Raw genomic sequence first — 14,276 nt, 5'->3', positions numbered from 1 at the left:
GAAATAGATAATGGCAAAGCAAAAAATTGTCGTTGTAGGCAATGGCATGGTCGGCCACAAATTTATTGAATTGATGCTCAAGGAAAAGAGTCAAGACATTCAGATTATTACCTTCGCCGAAGAGGCTCGACTCGCCTATGACCGGGTACAACTTACTTCTTATCTTGGTGGAAGTACGGCTGAAGATTTAGCCCTAACTAGCGTCGAGTATTACCAAGACAATGATGTTGATTTTGTAGTGAATGATAAAGTTGTTGAGATTGATAAAGAAAATAAGCTGGTTAAAACTCAACACGGATTAACAGAAAGCTACGATAAACTCATATTGGCAACTGGCTCATACCCTTTCGTGCCAAATATTCCAGGTAAAGATAGCAGCCACTGTCACGTCTATCGAACCATAGAAGACTTAGACGCAATTGAAAAGGCGAGCTTAGAAAGTAAGTCAGGAGTTGTCATTGGCGGCGGTCTGTTGGGCTTGGAAGCAGCAAACGCTCTAAAAAGCTTAGGGCTTGAAACACATGTCGTCGAATTTGCACCAAGGCTAATGGCTGTTCAATTAGATGAAGGTGGTGGTTGTCTACTGCAAAGGAAAATCGAAGCACTTGGCGTGACGGTTCACACAGAAAAAGCGACGACCGAAATTGTTGAGGGTCTGGAGTGTCGCTATAGAATGAATTTCGCCGATGGAAGCCACCTGGAAACAGATATGATCATATTCTCAGCGGGGATTCGCCCGCAGGATGAACTGGCGAAGCAGGCTGATATTGGAATGGGTGAAAGAGGCGGTATCGTTATCAACAATTATTGCCAAACCAGTGAAGAAGATATCTACGCCATCGGTGAGTGCGCGCTTTGGGAGAATCGAATTTTTGGTTTAGTCGCTCCTGGCTATCAAATGGCTAAAGTCGCTGTTAGTCACATCTTGTCAACGGAAAAAGATGCGATTGAGTTTACCGGTGCAGACATGAGTACCAAGCTAAAGCTACTGGGAGTAGGTGTCGCAAGCATTGGTGAAGTTCATGGCAAGACTGAGGGAGCTCAATCCTACACTTATAGCGATGAAATAGACCAAGTTTATAAGCGCTTAATTATTTCTTCTGACGGAACAAAAATAGTTGGTGCAGTCTTGGTCGGTGATACCGATGCTTACGGCACTCTTTTGCAAATGAAGCTCAATGACATGCCACTACCGGAAAATCCTTCCGTACTCATTTTGCCGAACACAGTCGATGATGACTCTTCCGCTATTGGCGTTGATGCCCTCCCCGGCTCCGCAGTTATCTGTTCATGTTTTGACGTCACCAAATCAGCAATCAAGCAAGCAGTAGCAAGTGGCTGCACCTCGATGGCAGAACTTAAGTCCTCCACAAATGCCTCAACAGGTTGTGGTGGATGCAGCGCTTTAGCCAAACAAGTATTAGATAGTGAACTCAGCCAGCTCGGTGTCGAAGTAAACAACCATTTATGTGAACACTTTAGCTACTCGCGCCAGGAGATAGGCGACATTATTCGCATCAATAAAATCAGAACGTTTGAACAACTGCTATCGAAACACGGTCAAGGACTTGGCTGTGATATTTGTAAGCCCACAGTTGGCTCAATACTCGCGTCTTACTGGAATGACTACATCCTTAAGAAAGAACATATGGAGCTGCAAGACACCAATGACATCTACCTTGGTAATATGCAAAAAGATGGTACTTATTCTGTCGTCCCACGAGTCGCAGCGGGGGAAATTACCCCAGATAAACTGATTGCTATTGGTGAGATAGCTAAAGAGTACGATCTGTACACGAAAATTACTGGCGGCCAGCGTATCGATATGTTTGGTGCTCAGTTAGATGAGCTGCCTCTAATATGGAGAAAGCTCATCGACGCAGGTTTTGAAACAGGCCATGCATATGGAAAATCTGTCAGAACGGTTAAATCTTGCGTTGGTACTTCTTGGTGTCGATATGGTGTAGGTGACAGCGTGCAATTAGCTCTTGATATTGAAAATCGTTACAAGGGGCTACGCTCTCCCCATAAACTAAAATTCGCTGTGTCAGGTTGCACCCGTGAATGTGCAGAAGCCCAGTCTAAAGATATTGGTGTCATTGCTACAGACCAAGGTTGGAATTTATACGTGTGTGGGAATGGCGGAATGCGTCCGCGTCACGCAACCTTATTCGCTACCGACCTTGATGAACCCACGCTGATTAAATACATCGATCGCGTACTCATGTTTTATATTCGCACCGCCGACAGACTGCAGCGAACCTCAGTTTGGCTAGAGAATATGGAAGGTGGTGTAGATTACCTAAAATCCGTGATCATCGAAGACAAGTTAGGCCTAGGTGAAGAGCTAGAAAAAGAACTTGCCGACAGTATTAGCCACTATCAATGCGAATGGAAAACCACCATTAACGATCCTGAGAAACTCAAACGTTTCAGCCACTTTGTGAACAGCGACAGTGGAGATAACTCCTTACAGTATCAAACAGTTCGAGGCCAGCGTATGCCCGTCGATCCTCCAGCTACTGAAGAAAAGCATCCATCAACCGACACAATCAACGTAATTGAAGTGCGATAGGAGAACTTTATGAAAAATTGGTTAACTGTCTGCAACAAGGCTGATTTGGTTCCTCAAACAGGCGTATGTGCGAAAGTAAACGACGATCAAATAGCAATATTCTATTGTGAAAGAACCCAACAGCTCTATGCCCTATCAAATTATGACCCGGCCGGAAAAGCGAACGTCCTTTCCAGAGGAATCATGGGATCAATTGATGGTTCACCATATGTTGCCTCTCCCCTGTACAAACATCACTTCCATTTAGAAGACGGATCGTGCCTAGAAGATAGCTCTTTGCAAGTTAAAACCTACGGGGTTCGAACATTTGAAGGCAAAGTTCAAATTGCAATAGCAGCTTAATCAAAAAGGATTTACAAAATGAATAACAGCTCATTTTCAATATTGTCTTTTAAAGGCAAAATGAAAGTTCTCCACCTAAGTTGGATGGCATTTTTTATCACATTTTTAGTCTGGTTCAACTTTGCTCCACTACTTGAAATGGTGAAAACATCTCTTGGTTTAAATAAGGAGCAAATCACCACTTTACTAATCCTAAACGTAGCGCTCACAATACCTGCACGAGTATTAATTGGTATGTTTACCGACAAGTATGGTCCTCGAATCGTATACACTTCGCTACTAGTTATTTGCTCTATCCCCTGTTTTATGTTTGCGATGGCGGATAGTTTCTTACAAGCCGCAATCGCCCGTTTTCTACTCGGCTTTATCGGAGCAGGCTTTGTAATTGGTATTCGCTTGGTCTCCGAGTGGTTCCCGCATAATGAATTAGGTACAGCGGAAGGAATTTATGGCGGGTGGGGAAACTTTGGCTCAGCTGCGGCAGCATTTACCTTGCCCACAATCGCTCTTTGGTTCGGAGGAGACGATGGATGGCGCTATGCGATAGGTCTAACTGGTATAATTTGCGTACTCTTTTCTGTGGTGTTCTACAAAAACGTTTCTGATACACCAAAAGGCTCTACCTATTTTAAGCCCAAGCATATGTCCGGTATGGAAGTAACCAGTGTTGGTGATTTTTTCCTATTACTTATCATGAAAATTCCGATGTATGCTGCACTAGCTCTTTTGGCTTGGAAGCTATCGCCAAGTGGTGCCAGCGTATTGTCGGGTACAGTGGTTTACGCTATCTATATTGGTTTAGCATTATTGTACTTATACGAAGTGAGTCAGCTTTGGAAAATTAATAAAACCGTCTTTGAATACGATGTCGCGCCAATTCATCAGTACAAATTTAAGCAAGTCGCGATTCTAAACGTGCTCTATTTCGCTACTTTCGGCTCAGAGCTAGCCGTCGTATCGATGCTGCCGCTGTTTTTCTTGGACACATTTTCATTGTCTCCAGTCGTCGCAGGAATGGTCGCTTCAGCGTATGCATTTATGAATTTGATGTCACGACCTGGTGGAGGATGGATCTCTGATAAGTTCGGGCGCAAACCAACTCTTCTCATCTTAACAGCTGGCTTAGCGGCAGGTTATTTCTTGATGGGACAAATCGGATCAGAGTGGCCAGTTTGGTTAGCGGTTGTCGCTGCAATGGCTTGTTCTTTCTTTGTACAAGCGGGAGAAGGGGCCGTTTTTGCAACCGTACCTCTAATCAAACGCCGTATGACTGGGCAGATCGCAGGCATGACCGGCGCGTACGGCAACGTTGGTGCCGTCGTATATTTAACCGTTCTCTCCTTTGTTAGCTATCAAACCTTCTTCTTTGTCATTGCGGGTACCGCTGTTTTAGGCTTCCTTGTGTTGCTGATAATGGAAGAACCAAAAGGTCAGATAGCCGAAGTGAATGAAGATGGTAGTGTGACTCTGATCGATGTTTCCAGTTAACCAAGGAGGTAACCGGAGCCAAACTTGTTTTATTAGTTTGGCTCCGGTTACACAATCAGAGTTTTTTATATTGCCTTGATATTTTTTTATGCACCATAGAGCTTATAAAGTGTAATGTTTTTATAAATATTATCAGTACTATAGGGCCCGAAGATGATTGTAACATCCGTAGATAAACCAACTAGGCTAGCCGTTAGATTTGGTGGACGATCGTTATCTGGGCCTCGAAAACAGAACCAAGATGCTCTAATCGTAAAATCTCCAGCTGATCACAGCGAGCTTGAACTTAAAGGTATAGTGGCATGTGTTGCTGATGGAGCGAGTTGCAGCGACTTTGGCCACCAAGCAAGTCAAACAGGTGTCAGCCAATTTGTTCTTGATTACTACACAACTCCTGATAGCTGGGGTGTAAAGCGCTCAGTGAGCAAGGTGTTGGATGCTCTTAACTCTTGGCTATTTCATCAAGGGGAGAAACAGAGCTTAAATCACAATAGTCTAGTTACCACTCTGAGCACAATTATCTTCAAATCCAATACTGCACATGTTTTTCATGTCGGCGACAGCCGCATTTATCTATTACGCAAAAATAAACTGCAACTCCTAACTAGAGATCATAAACGCAAAGCTCTAGGAACAAAGTCGTACCTGACTAGAGCCATTGGCGTCGATAGAAAAGTCGATATCGATTACTCTACATTAGACTTAAAAAACGGTGACCGCTTTATTCTCACAACAGATGGCATCCACGACACTCTCTCCGATGCAGATTTGGCTGAGCTTTCTCAAGAACAATTCCGTAATTTGGAAGATTTGAGCGAAGACATTTGCCACAAAGCGCTCAAAAGAGGCAGTAAAGACAACGTAACCTGTTTAATTGTCGAAGTGACTAACCTTCCAAAACCTACATTGCTGGAACATCAGGCACTGATGAAGAAACGTTCTATTCCACCAGCACTTAAAGTTGGCAATAAGATCGATGATTTTATCGTGCAAAAAGTCTTGCACACGAGTAATCGAAGTCATGTTTATGAGGTGTCAGATAGTATAAGCGGCAAAATATACGTACTGAAGGCTCCTTCCTTATGCATCAGTGAGGACAACGAGTACCTAGATGGATTTTCAAACGAGTTCTGGGTCGGTAATAAACTCAACAATCCACACGTAATGAAGGTTTTTTCTCCACCAAATGACTCAAAGTTCGCGTATCAATTGTGTGAATCAATAAAAGGGATCACCTTGCGTCAGTGGATAGTGGATAACCCGACTCCAGACTTAGCTAAAGTCAGAAACATATTGGACGAAATCGTGAGAGCAGCGCGAGTATTCCAGAGGGCGGGAATGGTTCACCGCGATTTGAAACCTGAAAACATTATGTTGACCGAAGATGGGCAGATAAAAGTGATCGATTTTGGCTCTACTCAAGTCGAAGGCTTTGACGAAGCACAGCTTGAAATTGTGTCTGATATTCCATTGGGAGACGTAAACTACACTGCCCCTGAATATATTAATACTGGGAAAGCGAGTACTATTTCAGATCTGTTTTCGATAGCCGTCATCGGCTACGAAATGTTAACAGGAGAGCTGCCGTTTAAAACTCGCTCTACTCAATCTGTTAGCACCGCTAGGCATATTAAATGGAACTACCTCTCTTTAAAATCGTTACGACCGGATATTCCTGAGTGGGTAAATTTAACGCTTGAGAAAGCCTGTCACCCTTCGCCCAACCAGCGCTATCAGGTGATGAGCGAATTCATTACCGATTTATACACTCCGAATACGCAATTGCAAAAAGAGCTACAAAGTAAGCCATTAATAAAAAAAAATCCCATCTTATTTTGGAAAGGAACAACAATCTTATTTTCCTTAATAGCACTCATAGAGCTATTGGCATTATTAAATCGTTAAGCTAAAGACAGGCTAACTGGCATTCAGTTTAACCTCCATTTCTAACGAGTTAATTTGTTTAAACTTTGAAGCATTACTGAACTTTTCTTTACGTCAAAACACAATCACAAAACCAATGAGTTTTTATAAATTCATTGACATCGTGGCGTTCTTTATATAGAACGTTCTATATAAAGAACGCCACGATGGAATTTGTAATGGAAAAGCCTTCTCTGGATATTTTAGGAAGACACATACAGAGCTTGAGATTATCTCGTGGGCTCTCACTATCTCAATTGGCCGCTGACGCAGGTATGGCAAAGTCTAACCTTTCTCGTCTGGAACAAGGCAACGGCAACCCAACTTTAGATACAATATGGCGACTTGCTGCAAGGCTTAATGTGCCTTTTGGTAATTTAGTTGCTCCTATCAGTGAGCCTGTTTACGACGAAGGCGTGCAAGTTCGGCTTATTGATCAAGGCAAAGATGAAGTTGAGGTTGACGCTTACTGGATGTCTTGTGCACCAAATACTTGTCGGCAAGCCGAAGGGCACTCAGCCGGCACAACTGAATCCATTACCATTATCAGCGGCACACTAGAAGTCGGTACGCTCGATGATATTCGTGAACTGACAGCAGGCCAAAGTCATAGCTTTACCGCCGATCAACCTCATATTTACCGAACGGGCCCGTCGTGGGCGACATTGTTGGTCACGATTAAGTACCACAAACCAGGAGGCGAAAAATGAGAGCGCAAATTTCACTTTTAAAGGATACACCTTGGATGGTAGGTGCAAAAGAAGCGATGCCGCTTCTTGGTGGATATGTTCCAGTCGCGATTTCGTTTGGTTTAGTTTCCGTTCAAGCTGGTTTTAGTCCCTTAGATACCATACTTATCTCAACACTTATCTACGCAGGCGCATCGCAATTTTTGTTTGTCGCCATGTATGCCGCTGGCTCTCCACTTTGGTTAGTCGTCGTTATGACGTTACTCATCAACGCTCGTCATCTAGTCTATGGACCGAATATAGCCCAATGGATAACAAAAAGCCGTTGGTGGCCTTTTCTCCTACATGGTTTAACTGATCAGGTATTCGCGCTATCACACACTCGTTTTCCTCAACTACAACCAGAAGAGCGGCTAGGCTGGTTTACAGGAGCGAGTATCGTGGCTTGGTTTAGCTGGATTGGTGGAACAGCTCTCGGCGCTCTTGCGGGTGAAGAGTTAATCGAACGCTGGCCTTTAGTTGTCAGTGTCATGCCTTTTGCCCTACCAGCATTATTTTTAGTTCTTCTAGCCCCAAGGTTCAACTCTCGCATATGGTCATTCACATTGCTCAGCGTTATTTTGGTCTCGATAATTTTTAAACTAATGGGATACATCAACCTTTCTATCCCTTTGGCTGCATTATGTGGTGCGCTAGTTTTTTACATGATGGAATCACACTCACGTAATAAGGGTAAATCGTATGAATAGTGAACTATGGGTTGCCGTTTTAATATCAGCTATTGGCACCTACTTTTTAAGGCTAATTCCTACTCTGTGGATGCAACATCGCATTGCTGGCAAGCACAGTAAAAAATCTGTGGATAGTGTGCCTACATGGCTCAGTATCTTAGGGCCACTCATGATTGCAGCCATGTTAGGTGCATCTCTAGTACCAGGGAACTCATCCTTAGATGGCTGGGTTGCTACTGGCTTCGGGATTCTAATCACGTTGATCGTTTGGCGAAAAACCAAATCTTTAGGTTGGCCTGTATTTGCTGGCGTTTTGGCGTACGGAGCCATTGAACTGCTCTTTAGTTTATACAATTAGCCTAAACTCAGATAATTTCCGTAAAACCGAAAAGGCTTCGTGATATTCTAGCAAGCAAAACTCACATACTATTCTAAAAATGAAAAACAAAATCGTCGCATCTGAAGAAGCAAAACAAGAAGCAATGAAAATTGCCAAAGCGACCCAAAAGCCGGGACAAACAAAAGAACAAACCCGTCTTATCGCGCAAGGCATTGAAAAAGGAATCGCGCTTTATAAAAAACAACAGAAAGAAAGGAACCGCAAAGCAGATAAAGCCAAGAAAAAAGCACAAAAGGAGAAAACCGTAGCGATCAATACTCCTGCGGAACCTGCAGAAAAAGCGCAGATAACGAAACTAAAAAGCACAACAAAACTGCCATGGGCATTACTTTTGGTCAGCTGGGTACTTTTTGCTGCCTACATCGTTTTAGCTAAATAACATAGCACTGATGAGAAGCCAGATTTTGCTCTGGCTTATGCTCTCACACTATCGACAATATCTGCGCGACGCTCTAACACCCACTGGCTGTCAAAAGGACCCCAGTCAGATAATTGGTAATAGCCATCGTTGTGACGTCTGCCATCTTGCACAAACATCAACTCAATACCTAAACCAGGCAATGCTTTTAGTACATCTTGAATGGTCCGCCTTGGCCAACCAGTCTTTGCTATTAATTTGGGCACATTGGGCCTCTCTAGGCTCTCTACCAATAATGCGATATAAAGGCGCCTAGCGAATACAGGGCTCAAGTCCATTGATACCTCCTCGTTAAAACTTTAATCGTCATTATTTCTAATTTCGCTGTCGAGGTATTGAGGTTGATCAAATTGACACCAATCCCTTATAAAATTTGTGGTGTTAGAAGAGAAAGAAAAACTGTGACTTTTTGAGTCTCAGCGCACTTCCTGATAGGATTTAAGGCCTAGTTCGCCCTCTAATTTTAAGGAAGTCAATGAACATAACCATGTTCGGTATCCCCAACTGCGATACGATAAAAAAAGCCAAGAAATGGCTCGACGCACAACAAATAAACTACCAATTTCACGACTATCGTAAACAAGGCATTGACCATGCGCTTGTTAGCAAATTTTGTCAGTCTCTCGGCTGGGAAACCGTTCTCAACAAGAGAGGCACCACTTTTAGGCAGCTATCCGACGAACAAAAGAAGACACTGGATGAAGCAAGCGCAATCGAGCTGATGGTAGAAATGCCCGCTATGATTAAGCGACCAATTTTGCTGGTAGATGAAAACCTTCACATCGGCTTTAAGTCAGAGCAATATGCCAAGATTTTTTCATAAGGAACCACCAATGTCTGATACTCCAACCTTAGCCCTCGCCAAAGATCTCATTAGCCGCGAATCCGTGACACCTGAAGACGCAGGCTGCCAAGAAGTCATGATTAATCGACTCAAAGAGCTTGGATTCGAAATTGAAGTCATGGTGTTCGAGGATACCACCAATTTTTGGGCACGACGTGGCAATTCAGCCCCGCTGTTTGCTTTTGCAGGTCACACCGATGTTGTACCGCCTGGTGATACAACTAAGTGGCACACCCCCCCTTTTGAGCCCACTGTCATTGATGAATATTTACATGGCCGAGGCGCTGCCGATATGAAAGGCTCCTTGGCTTGTATGATTGTGGCCGTTGAGCGATTTATCGCCAACAACCCAAACCATCAAGGCTCAATCGCCTTTTTAATTACGTCAGATGAAGAAGGTCCGTTTATAAACGGTACAACTCGAGTTGTAGATACACTTATGGCTCGTGATGAGCTTATCGACATGTGTATTGTTGGCGAGCCATCTAGTACGCACCATGTTGGAGATGTCATCAAAAATGGACGCCGTGGTTCTATCACTGGGGATTTAGTCATTAAAGGAACCCAAGGCCACGTAGCCTACCCTCACCTTGCAAATAACCCTGTGCATCAAGCAATGCCAGCATTGTCTGAGTTAGTTGAAACCACTTGGGATAACGGTAATGAATTTTTCCCACCAACGAGCTTCCAAATACCGAATTTGTATTCTGGCACTGGTGCGTCCAATGTCATTCCTGGGGAATTTAGTGTTCAATTTAACTTTAGGTTCAGTACAGAAATAACCAGCGATCAGATCAAGTCAAAAGTTCATTCAATACTTGATGCACATGGCCTTGAGTATGAACTAAACTGGACTCTTAGCGGCCAACCATTTTTAACTGGCTCTGGCGAGCTACTTAAGTCTGTCGTTAAAGCTGTAGAAGAAGTGAACCACAAAACACCTGAGCTACTCACAACTGGCGGTACATCAGATGGTAGGTTTATTGCCAAAATGGGCTCGCAAGTTGTCGAGCTTGGCCCTGTGAATGCAACGATTCACAAAATAAACGAGTGTGTCAGTATCGCTGATTTAGAAAAACTGACCGACATGTACGAAAAAACACTAGAAAACTTGTTAAGGTAAACGAGAGCTATGACCCCAGCGCAGCTAACTGGCAGTGACCCGTCATATTTGACTTCAATACTGATTGGCAAAAAGAGCTTCTTAGTTAACCCCGAAGTTGGAGAAGACTTACAAAGGCTCAAGTTAGCTGCTGAAAACGAGGGCTTTGAATTCCATATTGCCAGCGGTTTTCGCAGTTTTGATGATCAGCTATCGATATGGAATCGAAAAATGTCTGGCGCACTCACTATTCGAGACTCAGACAACAACATAGTTGATATTAGAGAACTAAGTGATAGTGAAAGAATTCAAGCTATCCTAAACTGGTCCGCTCTACCCGGTACTAGCCGACATCACTGGGGAACAGATTTTGATGTTTATGATGCCAGCTCGCTTCCAAACGAAGGTCAATTATTGTTAGAACCTTGGGAATACCAATCTGGTCACCAATCAAAGTTCTCTCATTGGCTGATCGACAATATATCAACATATGGATTCTTTTTCCCATATGATCAAAATCGAGGTGGTGTCTCCATTGAACCTTGGCATATTAGCCATTTATCCACGTCTAAACAGTGTCTAAGCCAACTTTCTCTTGAGGTTATTCACCAGCAGATGAGCAAAACAGAGATTTTGGCACGTGACAGCATATTCTCGTTACTTGATGAGATATACAATCAATATGTTATCAATATCAATCCAATAGGACGGACATGAACATCATAGAATGGCTATTTAACCCTTGGGTTATCATTATTGTCGTTGTCAGCGTGGTTGCAGGCAATATTGCTGCATTGAAATACTCCGCCAAGATTAAGCTTGATTATCTCGATAAACGCAAAACGGATCTCGATAAACTGAATGAACTGAGCAAAGAAAAAGAAGAAACGAGCCGTGCTGAGCATACCGAGGAAAAGCCAACAGATAAAAAAAAGGCAGACTAAAAAAGTCTGCCTCTGTTATTAAAGTTGGTTCTATTTCTTATTTACCTGATGTTGTTCTGACGCATCTTTTAGCATTGGGACCAAAGCTTTCAATACATCTTCATCAACAGGTTTACCAGAAGAATTAGTTAAGTTGATCGAGGTTCGGTTAACTAAATCACCTAATAAGAAGGTGTACTTATTACCACTTTTCAGAGCAATTGGTTTTTCACCGACTCTTGACCAATAAGCACTATTTGGCGTTTTGTATTCGGCTTGAATCGTGCCTTGCGATTGATTCCGCTCTTGAACTGTAAAGCCCATCGTCGACAAAATACTCGGCATCCGTTGCCATACTAGGTTGTACTGGATTCGAGCAATGACAACAGGCAGACCACTTCGGTCAGTTCCCATTGTAATTGGAATTTGCTTGATAAGTGCTTGAGCTTTTTTCGCCTCTTCCGCTCGCATGTCCTCATCATATTGGTTAGTGATAAGATTCATCATCAAAGCAGAGTATCTAGATTTTTCTAGCTCAGTCGCAGATGCCTCTTTATTCCCACTTCGCCAATCTATCAATGAAATTTTAATACCCGAGCGCTCTTCATTTTGAAGCATGGTGATATCGTATTTCGCACCAATTGGCTGCTCTTGATCTTTAAAGTTCCACGTTACCCAACCCGTTTTAATCTCTTTATCAGTCTCAATGGGAGCTTCTACCTTACGGTTCTGCAACACATTCTTTGTGATTTGCCATACCTTAGGAAGTTGCTCAGGATTGTAGAACCAAAGTATCGCATCGCCATTTCTTTGTTCAACTTGAGTGCCGGGTATCAAGTCCAATACTTCTTGAGGCGGACGGATATCGACACCTTTGCCAATAGCACCTTTGTAATCGCCTTTTGGTATCTGATATTTAGTATAAAACTGTGGTTGAACGTTAGTAGGATCTTTCCACTGTTGCATTGGCGCAGTAGAAAGATAATCAAAATCACCTCTCGCTTCGCGACGTTGAGCTGGGCTGTCAGAGCAACCACTTAATATTAAAACAGCTAGCGAACTAACGACTAGCTGGTGAGTAAACTTCATTGAAACTCCTAAAAGAGCCGAAGCACATTCTCCGGCTTTTTCTCAAATTAATTGATACCTGCTTCAGTTAAAGCTTTAGCTACGACAGGTTGTGCTTGCTCTGATAACACAGTCAACGGCAAGCGCAAATCACCATCAGCAATTAATCCCATCTGATGAGCTGCCCATTTTACAGGAATTGGGCTAGATTCGATAAACAAGTTTTTGTGCAACGTCATTAAACGTTGGTTGATGATTTCAGCATCTTCAAAATTACCATCTAATGCCAATTGCATCATCTTCGCCATATCTGCAGCTGCTATGTTATTGGTGACAGAAATAACACCTTGCCCGCCGTGCTTAACAAAATCCAACCCTGTCGAATCATCGCCACTTAGTAAGATAAAATCTTCGCCACAAAGTTCACGATGAATTTGTACTCGACTCAAATCACCAGTTGCATCTTTCAGAGCAACGATATTATCAATTTTAGATAAACGAGCAACCGTCTCTGGTAACAAGTCTACCGCTGTTCGACCTGGCACATTGTATAGAATTTGAGGAACACTACTGACCTCTGCAATAGCTTTGTAGTGTTGGTATAACCCTTCTTGCGTAGGCTTATTGTAATATGGGGTGACACTTAAACAGCCTGCAATGCCTGAGCCATTAAGTAAGCGACTAAATGTAACGGCCTCGTGAGTTGCATTCGCACCTGTACCAGCAATGACAGGTACACGGCCATCGGCAAACTCAACCACCTTATTGACAACTTTCACATGCTCTTCGACAGTCAGTGTAGCGGATTCACCCGTGGTTCCCACGGCAACGATACCTGTTGTCCCTGCATCAACGTGGAAATCTACTAGCTTTTTCAGGCCAATGAAATCCACTTCACCAACATGATTGAATGGTGTAATTAACGCCACTATACTTCCCGAAAACATGTCTCTCTCCAATATTGAATATCTTTCTGAATGGTACTGTATGCTGATTGTTAAACACAAGAGATTAATAATCTTGATATGACAGACTTGAGCTCTGCAACCTTTCCTCTTTTATATGTGAATTACTTTCTTTACTTGTCATAGCTTGGTCAGCCTGCTTCAAAAGAGCGAGTTGGCGTGTTGCTACCTTGGGCTAAGCAATAAATCATCCGGCTAACATATATTATTTCTCGGCGTATGCTAAGCTAACTCCCAAATAAAGGAGCATACAGAAGATTACTATGAGTCAACATTTAGTGATTACCGCAATAGGTACTGATCGCCCCGGGATGTGTAATCAAATTGTCCACCTCGTCAGCAATGCAGAATGCAACATTATAGATAGCCGAATCGCAATATTTGGCAGCGAATGTACATTAATTATGCTGATATCCGGTCTATCCAGTGCCATCGCGCGCATCGAGTCTCTACTGCCGTTACTTGGACAAGATAATGATATCATTACCATGACCAAACGTACGACTCCACCCGCTACTCAAGACAACTTCTGTAATGTAGAGATTGTTATAGAAGCAGAAGACAGGCTTGGGCTGACTGAGCAATTTACGCAATTTTTTGCAGACAGAAACATAGGCTTGGCCTCTCTTAGTGCCCAAGCTATTGATAAATCGACAACGAATCTAAACCAAAATCAATTCCATATTTCCATTGCTGCTAAGCTCGACTCTGAAACAGACATATCAACGTTAAAACAAGATTTTAACGATTTGTGTGAAAAGCTACTGGTGAAAGGCAGTATTAAATTTATAAAAAACAACCTTTAAAA

Annotated in this window: 16 protein-coding genes; 13 read left to right on the top strand and 3 right to left on the bottom strand. The window is 42.9% G+C overall.

Features of this window, described 5'->3' with window-relative positions; all coding sequences use genetic code 11:
* The first annotated feature begins 10 nt into the window (after window positions 1-10).
* The 8 genes from nirB (at window position 11) to ACM2FC_RS06475 (ending at window position 8,527) form a co-directional block, all read left to right on the top strand.
* Entirely contained in the window at window positions 11-2,575 is a 2,565-nt protein-coding gene (gene nirB / locus ACM2FC_RS06510) for a nitrite reductase large subunit NirB (protein ID WP_498480076.1), read from the top strand.
* A gap of 9 nt (window positions 2,576-2,584) precedes the next feature.
* Window positions 2,585-2,917, top strand: a complete 333-nt coding sequence (nirD, locus tag ACM2FC_RS06505) for a nitrite reductase small subunit NirD (RefSeq protein ID WP_498480075.1) — start codon at window positions 2,585-2,587, stop codon at window positions 2,915-2,917.
* 18 nt (window positions 2,918-2,935) lie between these two features.
* Window positions 2,936-4,405: a NarK family nitrate/nitrite MFS transporter gene (locus ACM2FC_RS06500; RefSeq protein ID WP_498480074.1), complete on the top strand. Its 1,470-nt coding sequence runs from the start codon at window positions 2,936-2,938 to the stop codon at window positions 4,403-4,405.
* Between the two features lie 153 nt (window positions 4,406-4,558).
* Window positions 4,559-6,310 (top strand): bifunctional protein-serine/threonine kinase/phosphatase, encoded by a 1,752-nt coding sequence (locus ACM2FC_RS06495; protein ID WP_498480073.1) that lies wholly within the window; start codon window positions 4,559-4,561, stop codon window positions 6,308-6,310.
* Window positions 6,311-6,507: 197 nt separating this feature from the next.
* On the top strand, window positions 6,508-7,038 hold the full coding sequence (locus tag ACM2FC_RS06490; protein WP_498480072.1) for a helix-turn-helix domain-containing protein: 531 nt from the start codon (window positions 6,508-6,510) through the stop codon (window positions 7,036-7,038).
* Window positions 7,035-7,766, top strand: coding sequence for an AzlC family ABC transporter permease (locus ACM2FC_RS06485; protein ID WP_498480071.1), 732 nt, complete (start codon window positions 7,035-7,037; stop codon window positions 7,764-7,766). Before ACM2FC_RS06490 ends, ACM2FC_RS06485 begins: the two co-directional genes overlap by 4 nt.
* On the top strand, window positions 7,759-8,106 hold the full coding sequence (locus ACM2FC_RS06480) for an AzlD domain-containing protein (protein WP_498480070.1): 348 nt from the start codon (window positions 7,759-7,761) through the stop codon (window positions 8,104-8,106). Before ACM2FC_RS06485 ends, ACM2FC_RS06480 begins: the two co-directional genes overlap by 8 nt.
* A gap of 79 nt (window positions 8,107-8,185) precedes the next feature.
* Window positions 8,186-8,527 carry a DUF2956 domain-containing protein gene (locus ACM2FC_RS06475; protein WP_498480069.1) on the top strand — a complete coding sequence of 114 codons (342 nt, stop codon included), beginning with the start codon at window positions 8,186-8,188 and terminating at the stop codon, window positions 8,525-8,527.
* Between the two features lie 35 nt (window positions 8,528-8,562).
* Here the strand turns inward: ACM2FC_RS06475 and ACM2FC_RS06470 are convergent, their stop codons facing one another.
* The gene (locus ACM2FC_RS06470; protein ID WP_498480068.1) at window positions 8,563-8,844 is read right to left on the bottom strand and encodes a winged helix-turn-helix domain-containing protein; all 282 of its coding nucleotides are present in this window, start codon (window positions 8,842-8,844) and stop codon (window positions 8,563-8,565) included.
* 197 nt (window positions 8,845-9,041) lie between these two features.
* Between ACM2FC_RS06470 and ACM2FC_RS06465 the strand changes: the two genes are divergently transcribed.
* Genes ACM2FC_RS06465 through ACM2FC_RS06450 form a run of 4 tightly spaced genes read left to right on the top strand, consistent with a single transcriptional unit; the run spans window position 9,042 to window position 11,456 of the window.
* Window positions 9,042-9,389, top strand: a complete 348-nt coding sequence (locus ACM2FC_RS06465) for an ArsC family reductase (RefSeq protein WP_498480067.1) — start codon at window positions 9,042-9,044, stop codon at window positions 9,387-9,389.
* Between the two features lie 10 nt (window positions 9,390-9,399).
* Complete coding sequence (gene dapE, locus ACM2FC_RS06460; RefSeq protein WP_498480066.1) at window positions 9,400-10,533, top strand: succinyl-diaminopimelate desuccinylase; 1,134 nt, start codon at window positions 9,400-9,402, stop codon at window positions 10,531-10,533.
* Window positions 10,534-10,542: 9 nt separating this feature from the next.
* The gene (locus ACM2FC_RS06455; RefSeq protein ID WP_498480065.1) at window positions 10,543-11,229 is read left to right on the top strand and encodes a M15 family metallopeptidase; all 687 of its coding nucleotides are present in this window, start codon (window positions 10,543-10,545) and stop codon (window positions 11,227-11,229) included.
* A gap of 2 nt (window positions 11,230-11,231) precedes the next feature.
* A complete protein-coding gene (locus ACM2FC_RS06450; protein WP_498480410.1) occupies window positions 11,232-11,456 on the top strand; it encodes a DUF2897 family protein in 225 nt (74 codons plus the stop codon).
* A 30-nt stretch (window positions 11,457-11,486) separates the two neighbouring features.
* On the opposite strand, the gene bamC is transcribed toward ACM2FC_RS06450, so the two are convergent.
* Together bamC and dapA are read right to left on the bottom strand one after the other, a co-directional pair.
* A complete protein-coding gene (bamC, locus tag ACM2FC_RS06445; protein WP_498480064.1) occupies window positions 11,487-12,524 on the bottom strand; it encodes an outer membrane protein assembly factor BamC in 1,038 nt (345 codons plus the stop codon).
* 47 nt (window positions 12,525-12,571) lie between these two features.
* Window positions 12,572-13,450, bottom strand: a complete 879-nt coding sequence (gene dapA / locus ACM2FC_RS06440) for a 4-hydroxy-tetrahydrodipicolinate synthase (protein ID WP_498480063.1) — start codon at window positions 13,448-13,450, stop codon at window positions 12,572-12,574.
* 281 nt (window positions 13,451-13,731) lie between these two features.
* On the opposite strand from dapA, the gene ACM2FC_RS06435 reads away from it, so the two are divergent.
* The gene (locus ACM2FC_RS06435) at window positions 13,732-14,274 is read left to right on the top strand and encodes a glycine cleavage system transcriptional repressor (protein WP_498480062.1); all 543 of its coding nucleotides are present in this window, start codon (window positions 13,732-13,734) and stop codon (window positions 14,272-14,274) included.
* The last annotated feature ends 2 nt before the right edge of the window (window positions 14,275-14,276 follow it).

The sequence above is a fragment of the Vibrio sp. A37 genome (assembly GCF_059777565.1).
The sequence above is the reverse complement of the archived record's forward strand: the minus strand, read 5'-3'. Positions and strand labels throughout refer to the sequence as shown.

Excerpts from the sequence above, each read along its gene's own strand:
- nirB (WP_498480076.1), top strand. The coding sequence starts at position 11 with ATGGCAAAGCAAAAAATTGTCGTTGTAGGCAATGGCATGGTCGGCCAC.
- nirD (WP_498480075.1), top strand. The coding sequence starts at position 2,585 with ATGAAAAATTGGTTAACTGTCTGCAACAAGGCTGATTTGGTTCCTCAA.
- ACM2FC_RS06500 (WP_498480074.1), top strand. The coding sequence starts at position 2,936 with ATGAATAACAGCTCATTTTCAATATTGTCTTTTAAAGGCAAAATGAAA.
- ACM2FC_RS06495 (WP_498480073.1), top strand. The coding sequence starts at position 4,559 with ATGATTGTAACATCCGTAGATAAACCAACTAGGCTAGCCGTTAGATTT.
- ACM2FC_RS06490 (WP_498480072.1), top strand. The coding sequence starts at position 6,508 with ATGGAAAAGCCTTCTCTGGATATTTTAGGAAGACACATACAGAGCTTG.
- ACM2FC_RS06485 (WP_498480071.1), top strand. The coding sequence starts at position 7,035 with ATGAGAGCGCAAATTTCACTTTTAAAGGATACACCTTGGATGGTAGGT.
- ACM2FC_RS06480 (WP_498480070.1), top strand. The coding sequence starts at position 7,759 with ATGAATAGTGAACTATGGGTTGCCGTTTTAATATCAGCTATTGGCACC.
- ACM2FC_RS06475 (WP_498480069.1), top strand. The coding sequence starts at position 8,186 with ATGAAAAACAAAATCGTCGCATCTGAAGAAGCAAAACAAGAAGCAATG.
- ACM2FC_RS06470 (WP_498480068.1), bottom strand. The coding sequence starts at position 8,844 with ATGGACTTGAGCCCTGTATTCGCTAGGCGCCTTTATATCGCATTATTG.
- ACM2FC_RS06465 (WP_498480067.1), top strand. The coding sequence starts at position 9,042 with ATGAACATAACCATGTTCGGTATCCCCAACTGCGATACGATAAAAAAA.
- dapE (WP_498480066.1), top strand. The coding sequence starts at position 9,400 with ATGTCTGATACTCCAACCTTAGCCCTCGCCAAAGATCTCATTAGCCGC.
- ACM2FC_RS06455 (WP_498480065.1), top strand. The coding sequence starts at position 10,543 with ATGACCCCAGCGCAGCTAACTGGCAGTGACCCGTCATATTTGACTTCA.
- bamC (WP_498480064.1), bottom strand. The coding sequence starts at position 12,524 with ATGAAGTTTACTCACCAGCTAGTCGTTAGTTCGCTAGCTGTTTTAATA.
- dapA (WP_498480063.1), bottom strand. The coding sequence starts at position 13,450 with ATGTTTTCGGGAAGTATAGTGGCGTTAATTACACCATTCAATCATGTT.
- ACM2FC_RS06435 (WP_498480062.1), top strand. The coding sequence starts at position 13,732 with ATGAGTCAACATTTAGTGATTACCGCAATAGGTACTGATCGCCCCGGG.